This window comes from Pseudoalteromonas sp. Z1A2 (genome assembly GCF_011378755.1).
GTDB lineage: Bacteria > Pseudomonadota > Gammaproteobacteria > Enterobacterales > Alteromonadaceae > Pseudoalteromonas > Pseudoalteromonas distincta.
Genome location: NZ_WTKX01000001.1, coordinates 234,105 through 256,082, shown reverse-complemented (window position 1 = coordinate 256,082; position 21,978 = coordinate 234,105). Strand labels below are relative to the sequence as shown.

The following is a 21,978-nucleotide window of genomic DNA, read 5'->3' as shown; positions in this document are numbered from 1 at the left end:
ATAAAAAAGATGACGCACATCATATGAATATTAGACTTATTTAATTTTATTAATAAAGAGGAAATAAACTATAAACTAAAGTGATTGATTACATTACCCGATAAGAGCTTACAGTGTGCTTAATTAACTCTGATTTTTAAGAGTTAGCTTGAATTGTTTTATAGGTTCGTAAGGTCTTTATAAACCTCAACGAATACTTGGAAATACAATGAACTTAAAACTAACCAATAACGTGATTACTTTTTTATTAACGAGTAGCTTTTTACTACTTGGCTTGTCGTTTGCGTTAGGAGCAAACCCTAATACGTTAACGGCTACGTTTAGTTATTATGGCGTTGATTCGCTAATGTCTGTATCTGCGTTAGGTTTAATTAGTGGCTCATTTATGATTGCCTTAGCGTTTGCCACCGTGCTCGCTCGCCTTAAACTAATGAAACCTACACCAGCACTTTTACTTGCAGCAATTATAAGTTTAGTAGCATTACTTACCTTGTTTGCCAGTAACCGTTGGATGGCGCAACTTGGTGGCTTTCCAATCATTGGTAGCGGGCAGGGCATAATTAAATACTTCGCTGTAGTGCCTTTGTATTTGTTTTTGTTTTATAAAGACAAACTTACCGACAAACAACACGTACTATTAAACTTTATACCTGTTGCTATGGTTTTATTATGGATTGGCGGCATGAAGTTTTATGAGTTTGAAGCAAAAGGCATTGTAAGTTTAGTAGAAACCTCACCGTTTATGTCGTGGTTATACACGGTATTTAGCGTACAAGGCGCGTCTAACGTGATTGGCGGGTTTGATGTATTATTTGCTGTGTTATTGGGATTAGGGCTATTTTTAAATAATAAAAAGCTAATTATTGTAAGTGGCTTAGCGTGTTTAAGCGTATTTATGATGACCCAAACATTCTTAATTACCGCAACCGGTGCATTTAGTTCATCCACTTTATTGGATCGTTTAGGGCAATTTGTAATTAAAGATTTGTGGTATATAGGCAACCTTGTTGTTATTGCTTTTTTAATGATTTTTAAGCCGACTAAATAAAGAGAGCGTTATGATCAGTTGCAACCAATACGACTACATCGAAATTGCTTGTATGCACCATTTAAGCATTAAGCTTATATTAAAAAATGGTGATGGTGTATGCGGGATAGCAACTGACACAAAACGCAATGCTAATAGAGACGAATGCATAGTTGTTAATGTAAATAGCGAGTTGAAACTCATTGTGCTAACTACAATCAGCGTACTTAAAGCGCATGAGAAAAACCCATACTTTGACCATGTGAATTTTGAAGTAAAGTAAATGCCTCACTCATTCGTTTTTATCATAAATAAAGCTCTATTTTTGTTTTGTCCAATAACATTATTAAACACCGTTTTGGTGAAAAATTACAAAGGGTTTTTTGTAACATATTTAATTACTTGTTTACACTGAAGTTGTTTAGTGGAATTATTGAACACTGTAATATACGCCGTTTTGGGGTGCTATAAATCCCCAAAGTGGTGCTCAATAAGCTGTTAGGTGTTTAAGGATAAGCATGAAAAAGTATCTACCTTTAATCATATTAATAATCTCTGGTTGTGTTGGTATGAAAACTTATAAAGGTGTCATAGTCCAATATAGCGATGTAAGCAAAAACTCTGATGGGACGTATTCAATTGAGGTTCTTGGTCATACCGATCTTAATGAAACAGATATGGTCGAATTGGTAGAGCTCAAAGGAAAAGAGTTATGCAAATCTAGTGATATATACGTAAAAAAATATAAAATGGGTACTTATGGCTCGCATAGTCAGTTTGGTTCTGTCTACCCACCAAAGATTAACGCAACAATTGACTGTAGTGTAAACAATGCATAACAGGCTGTTAAACAAGGATAAAAATAGTTGGCTTTGTTCCTTTGTTGCTAATTTAACTAACTATTTTCTGCCTGTTAACAGGCTCTTTATATAACTACGTGAGGAGAGATGATGAACAAGGAAACTATAGGGAAATACGTCGCAGTTCTGGGATTATTGCTTTTCTGGGCACCTCTTTGGGGAATTGTTGATTCGTATTTAATTATGTCCTCTTCATTTCAAGAGATAACGCTGTTTGGAAGTAATGAACCTAAAATATCACAAGAAGAAATGTCATCAACAGCTTTGTCTACAGTAACAGGGTTCATCTTATTTTTAGTTGCACTTTGCTTTTTAACATTTTCCGTTGTGGGCTTAAACTATCGAACTAAGTGGCTTTTTTGGGCACTAATAATATATTCAACATTGTTACTCTTCATGTTCCCTGTTGGTACAGTGTTAGGAGTAACTGTGCTGGCAGCGCTAGTTTTGAACAGGGAAAAATTTGGACTTGACGGTGACCTCACATAACAAAGCCATTAACCGGATTTGTGCAAGAGCGCCACAAATCGGTTATGGTAGGCGTTAGCTTTCTAAGAAGGTTTCGAGTTGAGAACAATATTTAGCTTTATTTTAGCCTCTTTAATTGTTGCATTTTTAGCGCCAATGGCAATTGAAAGGAAATTTACTATTATGCCTTTTGGTATATTTATTTGGACGTTAATAGTTGTTCTAATTTTGGTTCCAGTAACAGCATTTCCCATTTATAAATTTATCACTAAAAGCTGTGGTTATTCGCTAAATACAGTGCTCAAATCTTCAGTTATATCTACTTGCTTAGTTTCTTTCTTTTTTGTTTTCCCTTCAGGTTTAGATAGCTCAATCATTAATGGTAAGGTATTGGTCGAAAATGGTTCAATTACGTTAATAGGTTATGGATATAGCTTTTTACAATTATTTTTATTTTCTATAGTAGGCCTTGTTGCTGGTATTGTATTTTACGTTTCAAAAATAGAGTTAAACAAAAGCTAAAGAGTTAGGATGAGATTCATTCTAGCTTTTACATAAATAATAAATTAAAGCAGCGGGTTAAGTGGGTTTTATAAAAATAAATCACGCAAAAAGCTGAGCTGAAATGAAAGAAAGAGTAAAAAGACACTCACACTAAATTATCCAGTAATACCCTCCAAAACATCAATTAAAACAACACCTAGTCCTCTTATTATATTCCACGTGAAGTGAAGTAACCGATTGAACCAAAATAGGAACTCAGCTATGGTTTGTTTATCAATAAAAAATTAAAAAACGAGTTAATCTACAGGCTTGTTATATTTCACGGAGGATTTAGGTTGTCATTTCCAACTTTAGAGACAAATCGCTTAAGGTTAGATCAATTATCAAAAGAAGATTCAAATAGTTTGTTTGAGTTGTTCTCGGACAATTCAGTTGTAGAATATTATGATTTAGAGGCGTTTACTGAACTGTCACAAGCCAGCCATTTAATTGAGTTTTTTAACGCTCGTTTTAAAGAAAACTCAGGTATTCGTTGGGCTATTCGCCTAAAAGAAACAGATCAACTTATAGGTACTTGCGGCTTTAATACTTGGAGTCCTAAAATGAAAAATGCTGTTATTGGATATGATTTACTACCTAAATATTGGGGTAAGGGTTTTTCCACTGAAGCAGTTCATCGAATAGTTAAAGCCGCATTTTCAGGTGACTTATCTTGCGGTAAACTTAATCGTATTCAAGGCGATACTGTTCTTGGAAACTCTGCATCTGAGTCACTCCTTTTAAAAGTTGGGTTCAAAGAGGAAGGTATAAGGCGTCAAAGTGGTTACTGGAAAAATCAGTTTCACGATCTTAAATGCTTTGGGTTAATTCAGTCCGAGTACTCTGAAATACGGCAAGTTAGGATAATAACAAACAGTTAGCATACTAAATTTCCAGTAATACCTTCCAAAACGTCAATTAAAACAACACCTAGTCCTCTTTTTATATTCCACGTGAAATGCAATAACGATTGAACCAAAATAGGAACTCAGCTATGGTTTGTTTATCAAAAAAAATAAAAAACGAGTTAATCTACAGGCTCGTTATAATTCAAATCTGATAGGTGTTTATGCGTTATATATATTTTTTCTTACTATTATTTTTAAGTGGTTGTGCTTCAGCCCCAAGAGATGCTTTAACTTTTGACCAGGTACAGCTACCTCAACCAAATGAAGAGCAAAGTGTTTTAGTATTCCATAGGTTGTTAACCCCACCAGCGGCATCAGATATGCGTGTAAGTATAAATGATAAAAAAATTGTAGCACTACCAAACAATACTTTCTCTTACATAAAATTACCTGCGGGTAATTACGATTTAAAAATTAGCTGGAGCCCACTCACAGGAGTGTGGAGTAATACAAAACAGCTAATAATTGCACCTAATCAAACTAAATATTTACAATTAAATAGCAGTGTTTATACGGCAATGGGTGTTGAACTAGGTTCGAGTAAACATGATCAGTCTAACAAAGAGGCCGCAGAGACCTTGTTAAGAGAGTGCTGTAAATATGTACAAGCTACTGAACTCTAATAGTTGCTTAAACGGACTTCTAATAGTTAGTTTTTTGTTCGTACCTAGCTTATTGTAACCAGCTATTTTACGCTGTTTAATTGAGGCGTTGAGATTGTAGAATTACTCTTTTTATGAAAACAGCCTGTTTAATGGGTAATACATTTATTACACATTGCTTTAAAATGCTTAGAGTTAATTAAAGAAACTAATTAATTGAATTTGGCTATAGAAGTTATTCTACAGCCTCGTTGTATTGCTAAAGGATTATCGTGAAATGCTCTAGGATTGTACTCTTTTCAGTAGGCTTGTATTTATTGCCAGTTGCTTTATCAACAATAGCAACAAAGATTGTTGGCTTTGATGAAATGACTCAAAGTACCTCATTAACTTTTACTTATTACGTCCTCGGATTTGTAACCTCTTTAATCGTTTATTGTTACCTAGGCTATAAGCAAACAGTGAGTCCGTATAAACAAGCCTTTTTAGTTGCGGCGGTTTATTGGTTTATTGATCTAAGTGTCGGTGCCTTACTATACATTTTATTAGAAATATCAATGGATCCTCTGATATATTTAATTTCAGCTTTGCTGCATGTTATTGCTGTTTTATTAGGTACATTACTTGGTATTCAATTACGTCGAAAATAGTTGAGCGTAAATAAACAAATCGTAAAGCAGAGCAAAAACAGCTGGTTTTTGCTTTTTCGCCCTAACCTTAGATAACAACCTTACGGCCTATTTATTCGGCATAAGTAAAAAAGGAATTTAAATTTGCTATTCGATTGGTTTAGCTCTGAAAAGCCAAATGTTTATTTGGGATCGTTAGCTGTAGCTAATAACAGCCATTTTTCTAAGGTAGAGTCGTTTTTTTATATAACGGGCGATTCACTACAAGATCATATGCACAAGAAGCTTGAAGATATTTTTTGTCTTCACAGTATTTCGTCTATTAAAGAGCCTAAAAAGTCAGATATTGGTTTAGATGTTGTTATAGTTACTTTGCATGGTGGTGATGCATTCACTATAGATTTTGATACAGCTATTATTCCGCTATTTTGGCGACCAAAAGTTAAGTTAGTATCGCGCTTGTATAATATTAAACACAATAAGACGATTAAAACGTTCAGCGTTTCTAAATCTGTTACGTGGCGCGAATTCATAGCTAAAAAATTTAGCTTAAGAGGCTTTTTTCGTTGGGGTCCTTTGTACCATAACGAAGACATGGAAATACTGTTGTATAAAGCATGCTACGAGTTATTAAATAAAATGCGAAAGGCTATTTAACCAGTAGCCAATAAGAATAATTAAAATAAGATAAAATAAAAATACATTTTGCTCTTGGTGAACATTATTACAAACAAAAGAGGAACTCAGCTATGGTTTGTTTATCAATAAAAATAAATAAAAAACGAGTTAACCTACAGGCTCATTATTTTTCGAACATCGAGGATATTTATGGAAATTGAATATATTTGGGGTGTTTTAGCGGTTATTGCAGTTTTATTTATATTAATATTTGGTAACTCAATACCTAAGCATGGCAGCGTAACCGAAGGTGATGTTATTGTTGCTTTAAAATCAGGTCATAAAGTTAGAGCAATAAAATATTATAGATCTGTTCATGGTGTAAGTTTGAAAGAAGCTAAAGATGCTATTGAAAAATTAACTTCAAAAACATAAAAACATGCCCTGAAGTGAGGGCCAAATAAAACTCAGCCATTAATTGCAAGTTTTAAAAGGGGTGAGCCTCTTCGTTTTCCACCACCTAAATACAACCCTTATCCATTTGAATACCAGCGATCTAATAATAAATTGGGCTATCCCACTTATTTTCACTTCAGCGATATCATCAAACGCGCGCGAATCCCTTAAAACCAATTCTCGTAAAAACAAATTAATTATGGGAGGTTCTGTAGTCAAATAACGATACTTTAGTAAACGCTAGTTCATATTACGTCACGTAATATCCATACAGAACTTTAAGTTAAACATACGCTCGTGCAGCATTCCCATTTTTATTTGACTCAATTTATTGGATATTCTTTTTATGAAGTTAAAGTTATTTATCGCAATTATTTTTAGCACTTCGATGTCGTCTTACGCGACAGAAGCAGTAGATAAAACGGAGTTTTCATTCGAAGACTTAAAAGCGCTGGCAAAAGCCTCAGCCGAAAAGCCCTATACGCCAACTAAGGTGCCAGCGCCGGAGTTAATCGATAAAATTACGTATGACGAACACTGGAAAATACGCTTTAAAGAAGATGAAACCTTATACCCAAGTGGAAAAAAGGCGCCCGTACAATTATTTTACCCTGGCCGATATTTTCCTGAGCCAGTAAGTATTTACATCAGAGATGATAAAAATCAGGTTCAAAATGTACCTTTTAGTAATGACGTTTTTGATATGCCCGATAATAGCCCAGCTCACGATCTCCCAGAAGGGTTTGGATTTGCAGGCTTTAGAATAATGCGCCCAGATATGAAACCCGATTGGATATCTTTTTTAGGCGCGTCTTATTTTCGTACCGACGGCCCAGAGGGGCAATATGGACTCTCGGCCCGAGGTATCGCGATTAATACGGGCATGAATCAGCCAGAAGAATTTCCGCGTTTTTCTGCATTTTGGATTGGCCCCGCAGAGAAAAAAGGTGAAAGTGTGTCTGTTTGGGCATTGCTTGAAGGGCCTTCTATCACTGGTGCTTATCGATTTGGTTTAAGTAAAGATAACAAAGAAGCCAAAGGCCATATTACCTCTGTAACGGCTAATTTGTATATGCGCGCCGATGTTGAACGCTTAGGCGTAGCACCGTTAACCAGTATGTATTGGTACTCACAAAAAGATAAAACAGAAGCTAAAGATTGGCGCCCAGAAATTCACGATAGCGATGGCCTTGCGATTCACACAGGATCGGGTCAATACGTTTGGCGCCCATTAAATAATCCTCAGTCGGTGTCAACCAATAGCTTTATTGATGAGAACCCAAAAGGGTTTGGTTTAATCCAAAGAGATCGTGACTTTAATAACTACCAAGACGACGGCGTATTTTACAATAAGCGTTCATCAGCGTGGATTAAACCTACTGGCGATTGGGGCAAAGGCGCAGTTCAGTTAATCGAAATTCCTACAAAAGATGAAACGTTCGACAATATTGTTGCCTACTGGGTGCCCGAAAAAGAGGCGCGCAAAGGCGACGAGTTTACCTTTTCTTATGATATTGAATGGCGTCCACTCGATCCAAAATCAAAAACGCTTGCAAGCGTTGTAAATACTCGCCAAGGCTTAGGCGGAATTCCCGGCCAGCCTATTCCTGAAGGCGTTAACAAGATGGTGATTGATTTTGAAGGTCCAGTATTTAAAGGCTTAGATAACAAAAGTGGTATAAAGCCGATTGTTGAAGCCAGCAACGGTGAAATATTAGAACCTATTGGAGTTTATCCGGTAGTTGGTACAAACCAATGGCGATTAGCGTTTGACTACAAACAAGCTAACAACAATCCGGTGAACATACGCGCGTATTTAGTTGATAAAAATGATGAAGCTATAACTGAAACATGGGTAAGTGATGCAAAGGTAACGATTAAATAAGACCTTAAATAAGCATTAAAGTAAAACGGGTGGCTATATTTTGATTTTCTGTCAATTATAGCCACCATAATGTCTATTAAAACGCCAATCAAAACACCATTAAAACTCCCTTTTATATCCCACGTAAAATACAGTAATCGATTGAATCAAAATATGAACTCGGCTATGGTTTGTTTATCAATAAATATAAAAAAACGAGTTAACCTGCAGCTTATTAGCTGTTTCGAGGGATTGTATGTTTTTTTTGAGTAAATTATTTTGTTGGGAGCGAGGCCGACAAAAATCAGGCTACGATAAAATGTTGATTTGTGGTGCTACGTGGCCAATTAAATTTGATACATATTTGCTTAAATTCCCACAAGGAAGTGAAATAGCACCACACACAGACAAAGTTGAATCTGGTAAACACTATCGGTTGAATATAGTGCTTAAAAAAGCAGATTTGGGTGGTGAGTTTATTTGTAGTAATTCGATATTTGAAACAAAGCGGGTTAAGCTATTCCGCCCTGATGTAAGTGAGCATCAGGTATCAAAAGTTATAAAAGGTAATAGATATTTACTCAGCATTGGGTGGATAAAAGGGAGCGCTAAATGCTAGATTTAAGACCTAATTGTGAATGTTGTGATAAGAATCTACCTGCAAAGTCCACAGAGGCTTTTATTTGTTCATTTGAATGCACATTTTGTTCTGGCTGTGCTCAAACGTTATTAAATAACGTGTGCCCAAACTGCTCAGGTAATTTGGTTCAGCGGCCAATTCGCCCTTTGGCTGCACTAAAAAATTACCCAGCATTGACTAAACGGGTATTAAAAGAAAGTGCTTGTTCGCCAAACACATAAAAACATAAAGTATAATAATTACATTTCTGGGTATGGAGATCTGATGAGAAAATCCTTTGAATTTACTGTTAAGTCAATCAAAGTTAAAATAATTAACACTTGGTTTAGTGGTGCTAAATTATATGTGAATGGTGACTTACGAGATACTGACAAAACTTTGTTAGCTATTAGAAATAATACTTTACTATCTGCAAATTTAGGTGAGTTGGGTGTTCTAGAAATCAAGCCATTATCGGGTTTAATTACCGTCGAAATGGATGCATATTTGGTTAATGGTACAAACATTCAACATGTATATAGCTCACATAAACGCCTTAGCCTAAAAGAGCAAAGGGCAGCCCGATAAAGCTACTTTAAATAACGTATATTCCTGCATTTACCTGCCTTCAGTAATAACCTCCAAATGACTTTGAGGAGGTTTAAGCCCCTAAGCATACCAAGTTAATATACTTGGTTTACTCGATTACCTTAAATCACTCACACTCTTTCACATAAAGTAAAAGCGCGCTGTACATTACACTGAGTGCCTTTGTTACATCGCCGTCTATAACCGCTTCTGCTGGGTGATGGCTTATACCGCCAGGGCTGCGTATAAACAACATGCCAACGGGGCAAATTGGAGCGATTGCCATTGCATCGTGCCCTGCGCCTGAGGCAAGTGAAGGCGATGCTTGGTTATTGAGTTTACATGCGCTTGAAAACAAATGCTGAATAGTGGTGTCGCACGCAACGGCATCGGCGGCATGCGTCCATTGCCAATCAAGCGTTAAATTGCGTTTGCTTGCTATAGATTGAGCGCTGTTTTGTATGACGCTTAGTAAGTTAGCGAGATCGGTGTCGCTTTGTGCGCGTGCGTCTAGGCTTATGGTTGTTTTGCCTGCAATCACGTTTGTAGCCCCAGGGCGAGACTGTATTTGCCCTACGGTGGCAACTTCGCCATTTTTAGCATTACTTGCTAGTTTTTCAATTTCGGTTACTAATTCAGCGCAGCCTGCTAGTGAATCCTGCCTCAAGTTCATTGGGGTTGTACCCGCATGACCGCTTTGGCCTGTTAGGGTAAGCATGGCGCGCTTTGCTCCTGCGATTGCAGTTACAACGCCTAACGCCTGATTAACCGATTCGAGTACAGGACCTTGTTCAATATGAGTTTCCCAGTAACCTAGTAATTCGTTTTTGTTTAGTGCGGCCTTTGCATAGTCGTTGGGGTTTAAACCAAAGTCGAGCATGCCTTGGCGCATAGTTATGCCGTTTGTGTCTTCAATGTTTAGCCACTGTGGGTCAAATTCGTTAGCGAGGGCTTTTGAGCCAATTAAAGTTGTGGCAAAGCGGGTGCCTTCTTCATCGCAAAAGCCCACTACATCTAAATGGAAGGGCAGGTCGAGCTTTAACTTATGTGCAAGCGCTGCAATTTCTATCCCCAGTAGTACACCTAAAATACCATCAAACGCACCTGCGTTTGGTACGGTGTCGAGGTGCGATCCTATAATTAAACGTTTAGCATGTGGGTTTGATGATTTTAGTCGCCCCCAAAGGTTGCCCACTTCGTCTTGCCACGATTGCATGCCTGCCTCAACCATCCACGATGCAGTAACGGCGTTACACTCTTTGTGCTCTTTTGATAAGTACACGCGGTGAATACCGCCTTGCATTTGCGATAGTGCGCTGAGGGTTTTACAGCGAGATAAAGCGCGTGTTGCGTATTCATCAGCAAGTTCTTTGTCTAATAAAGGGCTGTGTTGTGGGCTTACAATCGTCATGCTAAATCCTTTTTTTATTTATAGTGAGCAAGGGCGGCAATGGCGGCTTCGCCTTTAGGGCCTTTGTAACCGTTGGCATGTAAGCAGGCATCTAGGCTTGCCAATGTTTGTAATACGGCATCTTTACGGGCGTTGTAACCCATGGTGCCAATACGCCAAATTTTGCCATGCAGCGGGCCAAACGAGGTGCCAATTTCTATTCCAAAATCGGTTAGCATTTGCCCGCGTACGTGATCGGCATTAATGCCCTCGGGTATATACACACCCAGTACGTTGTTCATTTTATGCGTTAAATCGCCAAATACATTTAAGCCCAGTGCTTGAATGCCTGTTAGCATGGCATCGCCATGTAATTTGTGGCGCGCTACGCAGTTATCCACGCCTTCTTCAATAACAATGCGGGCGCATTCTGAGGCGCAATACAGCATGCTGGTGGCTTCGGTATGATGATTAAGGCGCTCTTCCCCCCAGTAATTCATGATCATACCTAAATCAAAGTAGTTTGAGCGTACAAAGGGCTCGGTGCCGTCGGTATGCTCCGCTGTACGAATACCCGCCTCTACTTTTTTACGTTTTTGGATCCAATCAGCGCATTTGTCGCTCAGTGTTAATGGCGCTGATCCAGAAGGTCCGCCTAAACACTTTTGCAGACCAACAGAAAGTGCATCGAGTTTCCATTCATCGGCAGGAAGTTCGTTACCCACAATGGAGGCGGTAGCATCACAATAAAATAGTACATCGTGCTTTTGGCAAATATCGCCAATATGCTCAAGAGGTTGGTTCATGGTGGTGGATGTATCGCCTTGTACCATAGCAAGTACATGGGGTTTTACATCAACAATGGCTTTTTCGATTTGTTCTGGCGTAAACACTTCGCCCCACGGTACTTCTATTGTGTGCACCTTTGCGCCAACGCGTTCTGCTATTTCAGCAAGTAGGTGGCCAAAGCGCCCCATAATTGGCACAAGGACTTTATCGCCTGGGCGTAAAATTGAGCATAATACGGCTTCAATCCCTGCGCGCGATGTGCCATCTATTAGCATGGTCCATTCGTTTTTGGTTTTAAAAATTTCGCGGTAACGTGCCATGGTTTCGTTCATAAAACCGGTCATTACTGGGTCGTATTGGCCTATAAGCTGCGCCGACATAGCACGTAAAACACGAGGGTCGGCATTAATTGGGCCTGGTCCCATTAATAAACGCTGTGGTGGGTTTAAGGTTTGAACTTGCGTGTTATTAAACATATTTTAGGCTCCCAGAGTCTGAATAAGCATGCGTATGCCGGTTATCATTAAGACAACGGCAAAGGCGCGTTTTAGTTGTTTTTGATCCAGCTTGCTACCAATTTTTACGCCAATAGGCGCAAATAAAATAGTCAACGGAATAATAAGAAAAAAGGCAGGGAGGTTAACCAACCCCCACGTACCTAGGGGAGCATCGGTTGGCGTTGTGCTAATACTTAATAAGGTAATAACGCCTGGTAGTGCAATCAATAAACCAAAAACGGCCGCAGTACCTACTGCAACATGGGCGCGTACATTAAATGCGTTTAGCATAGGTACGCCAATAGTGCCGCCACCTATGCCAATCATTACCGACAAACCACCTACAATACTTGCCATAACCCCTTGACCAAATTTTCCTGGCAGTTGTTTTACAAGCGCGGGTGCGCCGGCTCTAAATAGCATGTTTAAACTGACTAAAATAGCAATACAGGCAAACATAAGTACCAGTGCATTACCGCGTATTGAGTGCGCTAAGTAGCTGCCTACAACGGCCATAACTAAAATAAATGGTGCCCAGTATTTTATTAGCGCAAGGTCAATATTCCCTTTGCTATGATGCGAGCGAATAGATGAAAGCGAAGTAGGTACTATGGTTGCAAGTGATGTAGCGGTGGCTATCATCATTGCCGACTCTGGGCTTACGCCAAAACCTTGCAGTAAAAAATACAGCACAGGGACGATAACAATACCGCCGCCTACACCAAAAAGTCCTGCTAAAATACCGGCAAAAATACCGGTTGCTATTAAGGCTACTATAATTGGCCATTGATTTATTATTTCTGACATTGTGTTCCTGCTGTAGTTACTGTTGCACGTCCATCTGAACGAGGATCTGTTGCAGCTTCAAGGCTTGTAGGTGTATCTAAAATAGCCCCAGCGTGCCCCATCATTTCGTTATTATTATCAACGCTTACCCAATCGTGGTCACGTTGATTTAATTCATGTTCTATATGAAAAACTAACTCTTTTTCAATTTTTAAATTTGTACTCGTATCGCCCCATGTTCGTCCAAGTAACCAACGAGGGTCGCTAATTGCTTGTTTTATAGATTTATTTCGCCACGCGTAGCCTGCAAAAACAGCGGCTTGAGTTTGTGGCTGCCCTTCACCGCCCATTGTTCCGTAAGCAAGTCGACGACCATCGCTAAACTTTGCCAGTGCTGGGTTAAGTGTATGAGCGGGCTTTTTATTTGGGGCAAGGGCGTTGGTATTATTACTCGCATCAATATCTTCATTGTTTAAACTAAAGCTTAAACCACGGTTATTCCACACAAAGCCGCCTTCACTCATTAATATTCCGCTGCCAAATTCCCAGTAAATGCTTTGAATAAAGCTGACTAATTGCCCGTTTTTATCTCTGGCTGCCATCCACACAGTATCGCCAGGCTCTGCGTTAAATGGCCATTTTTTGGCTTTGGCCATATCAATATTGTTAGCAAGTTCGCTTAAGCGATTATCGGTTAGTGCGTTTTTATAATCGTCTCCTAATGCTTCAGGGTCAGCCCAAAGGGTAGGGCGATGGGTAAAGCTTTGTTTAGTTGCCTCAACAATTAAATGTGTCCAGTCGGCATCGGTTTTAGCTAAATGCTTTAACTTATTTACGGCACCAATTATTTGTAGTGAATGCACGCCCTGTGTTGGCGCGGGTAAGTTGTAGCAATCAATACCACTGAGGTTTGCATTTAGCGCAGTAACTACCTCGGCTTTAGTATTTGCAATGTCACCTGCGGTAATTGAGCTGCCTGCTTTTGCTAAGTCGGCGGCAAATGAGTTGGCAAGTGCGCCTTCATAAAATGCGTTTAAGCCATGTTTTGCTAGGTATTCAAACGTTGCTGCAAGTTTAGGGTTTTTAAAATGCTGGCCTGCTTGTAAGGGCTTGCCATTGGGTATGTAGAGGCTTTTAAACGCCTCATTGGTATTGTTAGCAATGGCTAGTTTTTCGCAGCCTGCTTGCAAGCTTTTTGTAACGGTAAAGCCCTCGCGCGCAAGCTCAATAGCGGGTGCTAAAATTTGTGACAGTGGTAGTGCTGCGTGCTCATCTAGTTCAAGCGCCTTTTGCCAACCGCGAATTGTACCCGCTTGAGTCAGTGCGCTTAACCCGCCGCGCTCTGGTATTTGCGCGAGCGAGTTATAGGGCGTTGTATTAGTTGCTGCACGGCCGCAGGCGTCAATAGCGGTAGGCGTTTTTTGGTTTGGGTTATCGATAAGCCAAAAGCTGTCGCCACCAATTGAGTTCATATGTGGATATACAACGCTAATAGCAGCGGCAGCCGCTACCATAGCCTCGGTAGCTGTACCGCCTTGTTTTAGTATATTTATACCCGCCTCAGTGGCCGAAAAATGAGACGCGGTAAATGCAATGTTGTGTGTGGTCATGCCGGTGTGTCCTGTTTAAAGTGTGCAGCTAGGTGCTTAACGCAAGCAAGTAGGCTTTTATCGTTACCGTGGCTCATCATTAATGAAAAACCATACGGATGATCATTTGCTAAATCAGCCAGCGGTAAATGCACTTGCGCTGAGCCACTAAGCCCTGCAATTGCCGAAAGCGTAATAATTTGCATGCGTAAGGCGCTTGTGTCGGCGCCTAATTTAGGTGCGGTTGTGGGGGTGGTTGGCAAAAATAAACAGCTGTTTGTATTTAGGTTTTTAGCTATTAGTGTTTGCCATTGGGTTTGTACTTTTAGTGCTTCTTGTTCTTCTTGAACAGTTAGGGCAAGCGCCATATTAAAACGTGCCGCAATTGCTGGAGCAAACTGGGGAAGTTGCCCCGGCAATTGAAGCCAGTCTTTATGCGTTTTTGCGATTGCTCGCCCTTGCAGTACTCTAAAACTATCAGCAAGTTCATTTAATAAGCTGCTGTTAGGTAGTTCAAATTCTTTATGGTGCTTAAAATTAGGCTTGGTTTTTTCAAGCAATTGTTTAAGTGGGGCTTGTAAAACAGGGTCAACGAGTTCAAATAACGGCTCGCAAATAACTAAGGTATCAACGTTATTAATAGCTTGATTTGGTAGCAGTACATTACCTACATCGCTTAATAGCTCGGCGCTTTGGGTAAGCCAACCTATGGTATCAAAAGGCGGAGCCAACGGTATTAGGCCGTCTTTTTCAATCACGTTATGGCTTGGCCTTATGCCATATAAACCACAGTAGCTGGCGGGTATTCTAATTGAGCCGCCGGTGTCGGTGCCTAAGCCAATATCAGCTAAGTTAGCAGCAACTGCAGCAGCAGACCCCATACTCGAACCACCGCAAGCATGCCCTTTTAATTTAGGATTTTGCGCAGCGCCATAATGTATGTTATTACCCTCTAAGCTATAAGCCAGCTCGTCAGTATGGGTAAAGCCTATAAAGTTACAACCAGCGGTCATGAGCTTATTAACCGAGCTTGCCGTATTTTGAGCCGGTTTAGCTGTTTTAAACCAGTGTGGGTTGCCTGCGCTGTTACGCTCGCCCTTTACTGCAAATACATCTTTTACAGCTAAGCGATTGTTTGCAAGCACTCCAGAGTGGTTTGTTTGCCACAGGGTAGGACCGTGATTGCAAAATATACCTTTGTTGTTTTTTTTATCACTCATTTGCAGCTCATTATTATAAAACTGACCAAGTACTTACTTATTAAGTTAAGAGTGATTAAAAAGCGGGCTGGTTATTATTATTATGAATACCAATTTTATTAAAAACATGATCATTTTATCGGATTAAATAGCGCACTCACTGCGTCATTTTCTTCGCGTTATAATAGATCACTAATTTAATGCAATTGCTAAGGCTCCGCTTTTTAATCGGTAGTTTTGATTTTATAGTGCTTAGACTAAGCAAGAGGAATGCCATAAATTAAAATCCTGTCCAACTGGTCAGGTTTTGTTGGGTTGTATGAGATTTGTAAATGTGGGCTGTAGAAATAGTGAGATTAAAATGAGCTAAAACAAACCAACTTGGTGCGCAGATGCACCAAGTTGGTCTCTATTTATATGGTTTTGAGTGCTAAATAAGGGGCGTTTTACTGATGATTAAACCGTTAATATCGGCGAAAACCCAATCGTTAGGTTCAATAGTAGTGCTAAGCATAGTAACTGCTTGGTTTTTATCACCAAAGCCGCGCTTTAAGGTACTACGCGGTGTAGAGCCTAGCGCCATTACAGGTAAGTTCATCGTGGCGAGTATTTCTATATCTCGGCAACAGCCATTTATTATTACGCCTTCCCAGCCATTATTTAGGGCACGCTCAGCCATAATATCGCCTATAAACGCAAAGCGTTTGCTCGCAAACCCGTTTATAACCAATACTTTACCTTCACCATTTTCATGCAATATATCGGCGGCAAAAGAGTTGTCTTCTGGGCAGGTAACGGTAACTACTTTGCCATAAAACGTGGTTTTTTTACCAAAGTGATAAAGGCCGCTGTCTGCTACTTGCACGTTATCGCGATGATCGTCAAATAAATCGGGTGTAGTAAAGGATGTCATGGGTTAAGTCTCACTTTGCTCAGGTATTTTAAGACCAATACCTTTTAAAATTATGTGGGCAATTGATTGCGTAATTTGTGCCACATCGGTTTCGTCGTACTCTAATTTGTTCATTACGAGTAAAACCTCAGCCTGAAAGTCGGCGTAATATTGCGTGGTAGACCAAATAGTAAAGAGCAAATGGTAGGGATCAACCTTATCCATTTTATCAGCGTCCATCCATGCTTGAAGTACATCAACCTTTTGTTTAACCCAAGGGCGGGTATTGGTTCTAAAGTAGTTTTGTAAATAGGGTGCACCGCGCAGTATTTCACTGGCAAATAAGCGAGATTGCATTGGCTGATTTACGGCCAGTATTACTTTGCTTTTAATATAGTTATAAAGCACGGTAGCTGGATCGTCGTTAATTGTGACGTTATCGAGCCCTAAGTTCCAATTAGCTATTATGCGGTCAATCACAGACTCGTACAGACCATCCTTACTTTTAAAGTAATACAAAATATTAGCTTTTGGCACCTGCGCTTCTTTAGCAACCATGCTCATACTTGCTCCGTCGTAACCTAATTGCGAAAACAATTGCTCGGCGGCATCTAAAATTAGTTTTTGGTTTTTCTCGCGTGTGACTTCTTTTTTATTTGGCTTTATTTGTGTGGTCATTATAAAGTTTGCGTGTTTAACGTATTGATTGATTGTAGCTTTACTGACCAAAAGGTCAATTACTAAAAAGGGTGAATGCTCAAAACAAATGAGAGGTTTAAGCTATTAACTTTAGGGTCTGTTGATCTTTGCGGATTAAAATTTGTTCAAACTAGGGGCTATTTAATCGCGGCGCGAGATTTGTAACCTAGTGGGCTAAGTAAAAACCGAGCAACAAAGAGTAAGTAGCCCCTAGGAAGAACCCTTTGGGCAGCGCCTGTTTGGCATTAATGCTACGTTATCGCCCATTAATGGGGAATAACCACACTATATAGGCTCTGCCTTGCCTAAATACCAAACAGACTGCTGCAAATTCAACCTTGAAAGAACAACAGACCCTTATTGTTTAATTAAATAATTACTGTTAGTTTAGTTTCAAATTTACGAGTAGTACTTTTGGATTGGCAAATGGATTTTATAAGCAAAAATAAATACACGCTTTATGGAGTCGCGGCCATATTACTGTGGAGTTGCTTAGTTGCATTACTACGGGATATTTCTGAGTTGTTTAGCCCCATTGGTGGTGCGGCGGCTATGTATTCTGTCAGTGCGATATTTTTAATTTTGGTTATGGGAGTGCCCAAGTTTAGTGGTTTTTCGAAACGTTACTTGGTAATAGGTACTTTATTATTTGTATCGTACGAAATTTGCTTGGCGCTTTCTATTGGTATGGCAAATAGCCGTCATCAGGCAATGGAAATGGCGGTTATTAATTATTTATGGCCCACGCTGACTATACTGCTCTCTATTATTATTGGTCGTAAAAAAGTAAGTTTCTGGGTTTACCCAAGCATGATCATTGCTTTTTTAGGCGTTGCTTGGTGTATTACAGGCGATCAAAAAATGTCACTCGATACGCTTGTTACTAACTTTGCTGATAATCCTGCTACTTACTTAATGGCATTAGCTGCAGCGTTTATATGGGCTATTTATTGCGTAGTTACGCAAAAGCTGAGTAATGGTAAAAATGCTATTACGTTATTTTTTACTGTCACGGCAATGAGTTTGTGGGCGCAATATGGTTTTAGTAATGAAGCACCATTAACGTTTTCACTCAGCTCAAGCATAACGTTGCTATTAGCTGGTGTAGTAGTGGGGAGCGGTTATGCACTGTGGAATCAAGCTATTATTGGCGGTAACTTAATGCTTTTGGGAACACTTTCGTACTTTACACCGGTGTTTTCTACTATTATTTCGGCGTTGTATTTATCTATTACGCTGAGTGCTTCGTTTTGGCAGGGGGTTGTACTGGTAACAGTGGGCTCGCTAATTTGCTACTTTGTAACGCGAGAAAAGCCTAAACAACCTCAAATAGCGTCTGCAACATAAGACTAATTTTATTAAAAATAAGCCCTATTATTTTAGGGCTTTTTGTTGCGTGCAGATTATTTTGCATTATTTACCTGCGCTAGTAACTCTATAACTTTTTGTTGACCAAATGTTTGTGCAAATTGCTCTGCTGTTTGACCGGCTTTGTTTTGATGCGCGTTGTCGCAATCAAGTGATACGAGTGTTTTAGCTATACTAAATTCACCTCTAAAAATAGCGGCCATTAGCGCTGTGTTGCCACGGTTATCTTCTAGACAGGCATTAGCGCCTAAGTGTAAAAGTGTGTTAACCGTGTTTTTATTACCATGGTAAGTAGCAATCATTAACGCGGTGTAGCCTTTATTGTTGTAGCTGTCGATAGGAATACCGGCATCTACAAATTGCTCTATTACAGCTGTGTCGTTTGTGCGTGCTGCGGCAAAGTAATAAGCAAATAAACTATCGTATTGAGTTTTTGCAGAATGTTGGGTTTCAGATTGCGTACTGGGTGTTTGTGTATCTGATGTATTTTGAGCGTAAACGCTACTGGTAAAGCTCAGAAATAGAGCGACTATAATTAATAAATTACGCATAATAATTGTCTCTTATAAAAGAGGAAGGGTTTATTCCTTCCTCATGATTGTGGTTTAAATAGCTATTTAGTTGGGACTAATTGCTTTTAACTAGTTGCTTATAAGTTAGCGGCTAGTTGTTTAACCATTTTAAGGTCGCCGTTTACAGCTTTAGTTAAGCGTGTACCGTACTCACTATCAGCTTTGTAAAAGTGGCTAAGCATTTTGTGTTTAACACTGCTGTTTTGCACTTTGCCTAAATCGCCTGCTAGGTTATTAATTAGGTTTGTACGTTCTTGCTTGCTAAAACCACGGTATATAACACCAGCTTGCGCGAAGTTTTGCTGTTTTTTAATCGCAGCTTGTTGTACAAAGCCTTTTAGCTCTGTGTTACTTCTACGTGCAATTGGGTTTTCAGCTACGTTTTCTTGGCTTGGCTGGTAGTTCACATTGCTTGTAGTGTTACCAATATTCATTGCGCCGTCTTGGTTGTAGTTAACCACTTCAACTTTTGCACGGTTAATTGGCAGTTGCTGGTGGTTAGCACCTAGGCGGTACATTTGTGTATCAGCGTAAGAAAACATACGACCTTGTAATAGTCTGTCTTCTGATGGCTCAATACCTGGAATAATGTTTGCCGGTGCCATTGCTACTTGTTCCGTAGATTGGAAGAAGTTAGTTGGCATACGGTTTAGGGTCATTGTTCCTACTTTAGTTTCTTTAATGTCTAACCACATTTTTGTTGCATCTAACGGGTTGTAATCAAAGTCATCAAGCTGCGATGGATCAAGCGTTTTAATGTACAGATCCCATTTAGGGAAATTGCCTTTGCCAATTTCGCTGTAAAGGTCGCGTGTTAAGTGTTGGAAGTCTTGGCTTTGCACTTTAGCTACTTCTTTTGCGTCAAGGTTATCAATACCTTGTTGGCTTACCCAATGAAACTTAACGTATTTAACATCGCCCGATTTGTTAATCATTTTGTATGCATGTACACCCCAACCGTCCATTTTACGAAGACTTGCTGGTGTACCGTAGTCGCTGTAAACCCACGTTAGCATTTGTGTAGAACCTGGTTCGTGCGAGAAAAAGTCAAATACGCGGTTAGGATCTTGAATGTTATCAACCGGTGATGGCTTTAACGAGTGAACCATGTCTGGAAATTTAATCGCATCGCGAATAAAGAACACCGGTAAGTTGTTACCTACTAAATCCCAGTTACCTTGGTCTGTGTAAAACTTAGTTGCAAAGCCACGTGGGTCACGCAGTGTTTCTGGGCTGCCTTTTGAGTGAATTACCGATGAAAAACGAACAAATACGTCTGTTTCTTTACCAGCTTGTGCAAACGGTGCTGCAATTGTTAAATCGTCTAGCTCTTTTGATGCTACAAACACACCGTGTGCGCCGGTACCACGAGCATGCACAACACGCTCAGGAATACGCTCACGTGCAAAGCGTTGCAGTTTTTGAATTAGTTGCACGTCTTCTAGTAATACACTGCCACGTTCGCCAGCAGTAATTGAATTTTGGTTGTCGCCAACAGCTGCGCCGTTATCTTTAGTAAGAGTTGTTGCTGCGCTTGCCGATAATGCCATTGCAAGTGCCAGTGCAGTTAGTGTTAATTTTGTTTTGTTTATTTGAGTATTCATTGTCGACCTCATCTATTTAAAAGTGCCGGCAGTGGTGCAGGCTGTTAATCTGTTAACGATAGTATTAATTTTATTAACTTCGGTAAAACTGATTAATTAGATTGATGTGATTTGTAAAACAGATGAGATGAATTTGCAGATACACTTTTTACATTAATGTAATTTTTTTTACTACGACCTTAGTCGCAATATGCTTTTATAAAATTTATTAAATACAAAGGTTTTTAGTTTTATCTGGCGGTATTTTCACCAAGCTGGTGCGTTTTATACTTACAGTGTGTTGACATATTCGCACAATAAAGGGAATATGCTCAACCAGTGAGCTTATGCCCATTACTGAGTTGCACTAAAAAGTTGCACAATATTAATCGCGCTTAACTCGTTATACTTAAATTAGCTAAACCAAACAGTGTTAATAAGGTGACAAGATGAATACTAATATTGAGCTAGTGATATTTGATTGTGATGGCGTTGTTATTGATAGCGAAATTTTAAGCGCACAAGTACTCATTAATATGCTTGTTGAAAAAGGCGTTGAGATTGACCGCGCTTATGTACAGCAACACTTTTTAGGCTGCAACTTTAAAACAGTAAGCCAAAAAATAGCGGATGCATTTAATGTCACTCTTCCTGAAAGCTTTGAAGGTGACTACCGCGAGGCACTATTAAACGAATTTGAAACCGGACTAACCACGACTGATGGTATAGAAGACGTACTTAACAATTTAGCTGTGCCTATTTGTATAGCTACAAGCAGTAGCCCAGCACGCACCGCAAAAGCGTTGAGCGTAGTGAGTTTAAGTAAGTACTTTAGCGATACGGTTTTTACCAGCAGCGAAGTTAAGCGTGGTAAACCGGCGCCTGATTTATTTTTACATGCAGCTAAGCAAATGGGTGTAAAGCCAGAGCATTGCTTAGTAATTGAAGACAGTAAAGCCGGCGTAAATGCAGGAATTGACGCCAATATGCAAGTACTGCATTACAGCGGTGGGCAACATATGCAAGGCTCTGTTAATCATGTACACAGTGCTTACCCAAATGTTGATCATTTAACGCATTGGCAAGATTTTTTAAGTGCATACCCTGCACTTAAAAAGCAGTAAACACGCAGCTTTTTAAATAAACAAAGTTTTAAACGCGATTTGCTCGCCTTACACACTGACAGGCAAGCAAACGCAAAATATAAATGTAGATGGTTTTGCTTTACTAAAAATAAAACAAAACATGGCAAAACATCATGCGTTTATAAGCCAAATTATAAAAGGCAAAGTATTTAGGTACTATACCAATCTGCTTGAATATGGGGTTTATTTAACGATAAGAAAATTGCACTGTAACTAGGCAAAAATTTTTATATCTAGTTGTTCTAAATATAAAATTTTTAACGACGTTATGGGGTAATTTAACTCGT

25 protein-coding genes are annotated in these 21,978 nt (G+C 39.4%); 16 read left to right on the top strand and 9 right to left on the bottom strand.

What is annotated here, in order from left to right:
• Nucleotides 1–208: 208 nt before the first annotated feature.
• From GQR47_RS01080 to GQR47_RS01015, 14 genes are all read left to right on the top strand, one after another.
• On the top strand, nt 209–1,048 hold the full coding sequence (locus tag GQR47_RS01080; protein ID WP_024596163.1) for a DUF417 family protein: 840 nt from the start codon (nt 209–211) through the stop codon (nt 1,046–1,048).
• A 10-nt stretch (nt 1,049–1,058) separates the two neighbouring features.
• Nucleotides 1,059–1,310, top strand: coding sequence for a Rho-binding antiterminator (locus tag GQR47_RS01075; RefSeq protein ID WP_024596162.1), 252 nt, complete (start codon nt 1,059–1,061; stop codon nt 1,308–1,310).
• 235 nt (nt 1,311–1,545) lie between these two features.
• Nucleotides 1,546–1,866 carry a hypothetical protein gene (locus GQR47_RS01070; protein WP_024596161.1) on the top strand — a complete coding sequence of 107 codons (321 nt, stop codon included), beginning with the start codon at nt 1,546–1,548 and terminating at the stop codon, nt 1,864–1,866.
• A 111-nt stretch (nt 1,867–1,977) separates the two neighbouring features.
• Nucleotides 1,978–2,376 carry a hypothetical protein gene (locus GQR47_RS01065; RefSeq protein ID WP_024593234.1) on the top strand — a complete coding sequence of 133 codons (399 nt, stop codon included), beginning with the start codon at nt 1,978–1,980 and terminating at the stop codon, nt 2,374–2,376.
• A gap of 78 nt (nt 2,377–2,454) precedes the next feature.
• The gene (locus tag GQR47_RS01060; protein ID WP_024596160.1) at nt 2,455–2,877 is read left to right on the top strand and encodes a hypothetical protein; all 423 of its coding nucleotides are present in this window, start codon (nt 2,455–2,457) and stop codon (nt 2,875–2,877) included.
• Nucleotides 2,878–3,194: 317 nt separating this feature from the next.
• Nucleotides 3,195–3,779 carry a GNAT family protein gene (locus tag GQR47_RS01055; RefSeq protein WP_024596159.1) on the top strand — a complete coding sequence of 195 codons (585 nt, stop codon included), beginning with the start codon at nt 3,195–3,197 and terminating at the stop codon, nt 3,777–3,779.
• Nucleotides 3,780–3,967: 188 nt separating this feature from the next.
• Nucleotides 3,968–4,429: a DUF2846 domain-containing protein gene (locus tag GQR47_RS01050; RefSeq protein WP_024596158.1), complete on the top strand. Its 462-nt coding sequence runs from the start codon at nt 3,968–3,970 to the stop codon at nt 4,427–4,429.
• A gap of 296 nt (nt 4,430–4,725) precedes the next feature.
• A complete protein-coding gene (locus GQR47_RS01045) occupies nt 4,726–5,058 on the top strand; it encodes a hypothetical protein (RefSeq protein WP_029753257.1) in 333 nt (110 codons plus the stop codon).
• A 123-nt stretch (nt 5,059–5,181) separates the two neighbouring features.
• Nucleotides 5,182–5,694 (top strand): hypothetical protein, encoded by a 513-nt coding sequence (locus GQR47_RS01040; protein ID WP_024596157.1) that lies wholly within the window; start codon nt 5,182–5,184, stop codon nt 5,692–5,694.
• A gap of 171 nt (nt 5,695–5,865) precedes the next feature.
• Entirely contained in the window at nt 5,866–6,090 is a 225-nt protein-coding gene (locus GQR47_RS01035; RefSeq protein WP_007378552.1) for a ribosomal protein L7/L12, read from the top strand.
• A 367-nt stretch (nt 6,091–6,457) separates the two neighbouring features.
• Nucleotides 6,458–7,996 (top strand): glucan biosynthesis protein, encoded by a 1,539-nt coding sequence (locus GQR47_RS01030; RefSeq protein WP_024596156.1) that lies wholly within the window; start codon nt 6,458–6,460, stop codon nt 7,994–7,996.
• A gap of 235 nt (nt 7,997–8,231) precedes the next feature.
• Nucleotides 8,232–8,594, top strand: coding sequence for a 2OG-Fe(II) oxygenase (locus GQR47_RS01025; RefSeq protein WP_024596155.1), 363 nt, complete (start codon nt 8,232–8,234; stop codon nt 8,592–8,594).
• Nucleotides 8,588–8,836: a DUF1272 domain-containing protein gene (locus tag GQR47_RS01020; RefSeq protein ID WP_076914914.1), complete on the top strand. Its 249-nt coding sequence runs from the start codon at nt 8,588–8,590 to the stop codon at nt 8,834–8,836. Before GQR47_RS01025 ends, GQR47_RS01020 begins: the two co-directional genes overlap by 7 nt.
• A gap of 43 nt (nt 8,837–8,879) precedes the next feature.
• Entirely contained in the window at nt 8,880–9,182 is a 303-nt protein-coding gene (locus GQR47_RS01015; protein WP_024596154.1) for a hypothetical protein, read from the top strand.
• A gap of 127 nt (nt 9,183–9,309) precedes the next feature.
• Here the strand turns inward: GQR47_RS01015 and GQR47_RS01010 are convergent, their stop codons facing one another.
• The 7 genes from GQR47_RS01010 to GQR47_RS00980 all read right to left on the bottom strand — a co-directional run bounded on the left by GQR47_RS01010 (nt 9,310) and on the right by GQR47_RS00980 (nt 17,002).
• Nucleotides 9,310–10,593: an allantoate amidohydrolase gene (locus GQR47_RS01010; protein WP_024596153.1), complete on the bottom strand. Its 1,284-nt coding sequence runs from the start codon at nt 10,591–10,593 to the stop codon at nt 9,310–9,312.
• A gap of 14 nt (nt 10,594–10,607) precedes the next feature.
• Entirely contained in the window at nt 10,608–11,837 is a 1,230-nt protein-coding gene (locus GQR47_RS01005) for an alanine--glyoxylate aminotransferase family protein (protein WP_024596152.1), read from the bottom strand.
• A 3-nt stretch (nt 11,838–11,840) separates the two neighbouring features.
• Complete coding sequence (locus tag GQR47_RS01000) at nt 11,841–12,665, bottom strand: sulfite exporter TauE/SafE family protein (RefSeq protein ID WP_024596151.1); 825 nt, start codon at nt 12,663–12,665, stop codon at nt 11,841–11,843.
• A complete protein-coding gene (locus tag GQR47_RS00995) occupies nt 12,653–14,254 on the bottom strand; it encodes a gamma-glutamyltransferase (RefSeq protein WP_154902965.1) in 1,602 nt (533 codons plus the stop codon). The genes GQR47_RS01000 and GQR47_RS00995 overlap by 13 nt, the downstream gene beginning before the upstream one ends.
• Nucleotides 14,251–15,453 carry an amidase family protein gene (locus GQR47_RS00990; RefSeq protein WP_154902964.1) on the bottom strand — a complete coding sequence of 401 codons (1,203 nt, stop codon included), beginning with the start codon at nt 15,451–15,453 and terminating at the stop codon, nt 14,251–14,253. The genes GQR47_RS00995 and GQR47_RS00990 overlap by 4 nt, the downstream gene beginning before the upstream one ends.
• A gap of 409 nt (nt 15,454–15,862) precedes the next feature.
• Nucleotides 15,863–16,345 (bottom strand): putative 4-hydroxy-4-methyl-2-oxoglutarate aldolase, encoded by a 483-nt coding sequence (locus tag GQR47_RS00985; RefSeq protein WP_024595738.1) that lies wholly within the window; start codon nt 16,343–16,345, stop codon nt 15,863–15,865.
• Nucleotides 16,346–16,348: 3 nt separating this feature from the next.
• Nucleotides 16,349–17,002 carry a TetR/AcrR family transcriptional regulator gene (locus GQR47_RS00980; protein ID WP_004334664.1) on the bottom strand — a complete coding sequence of 218 codons (654 nt, stop codon included), beginning with the start codon at nt 17,000–17,002 and terminating at the stop codon, nt 16,349–16,351.
• A gap of 447 nt (nt 17,003–17,449) precedes the next feature.
• Between GQR47_RS00980 and yddG the strand changes: the two genes are divergently transcribed.
• Complete coding sequence (gene yddG / locus GQR47_RS00975; RefSeq protein ID WP_024595737.1) at nt 17,450–18,370, top strand: aromatic amino acid DMT transporter YddG; 921 nt, start codon at nt 17,450–17,452, stop codon at nt 18,368–18,370.
• 56 nt (nt 18,371–18,426) lie between these two features.
• Here yddG and GQR47_RS00970 read toward each other — a convergent pair whose 3' ends face one another.
• Nucleotides 18,427–18,942 (bottom strand): ankyrin repeat domain-containing protein, encoded by a 516-nt coding sequence (locus GQR47_RS00970; RefSeq protein WP_004334678.1) that lies wholly within the window; start codon nt 18,940–18,942, stop codon nt 18,427–18,429.
• A gap of 98 nt (nt 18,943–19,040) precedes the next feature.
• Nucleotides 19,041–20,567: a catalase gene (locus GQR47_RS00965; protein WP_024595736.1), complete on the bottom strand. Its 1,527-nt coding sequence runs from the start codon at nt 20,565–20,567 to the stop codon at nt 19,041–19,043.
• A 428-nt stretch (nt 20,568–20,995) separates the two neighbouring features.
• Here GQR47_RS00965 and GQR47_RS00960 point away from each other — a divergent pair, with 428 nt between their 5' ends.
• Complete coding sequence (locus GQR47_RS00960; RefSeq protein ID WP_024595735.1) at nt 20,996–21,670, top strand: HAD family hydrolase; 675 nt, start codon at nt 20,996–20,998, stop codon at nt 21,668–21,670.
• Nucleotides 21,671–21,978 lie beyond the last annotated feature (308 nt).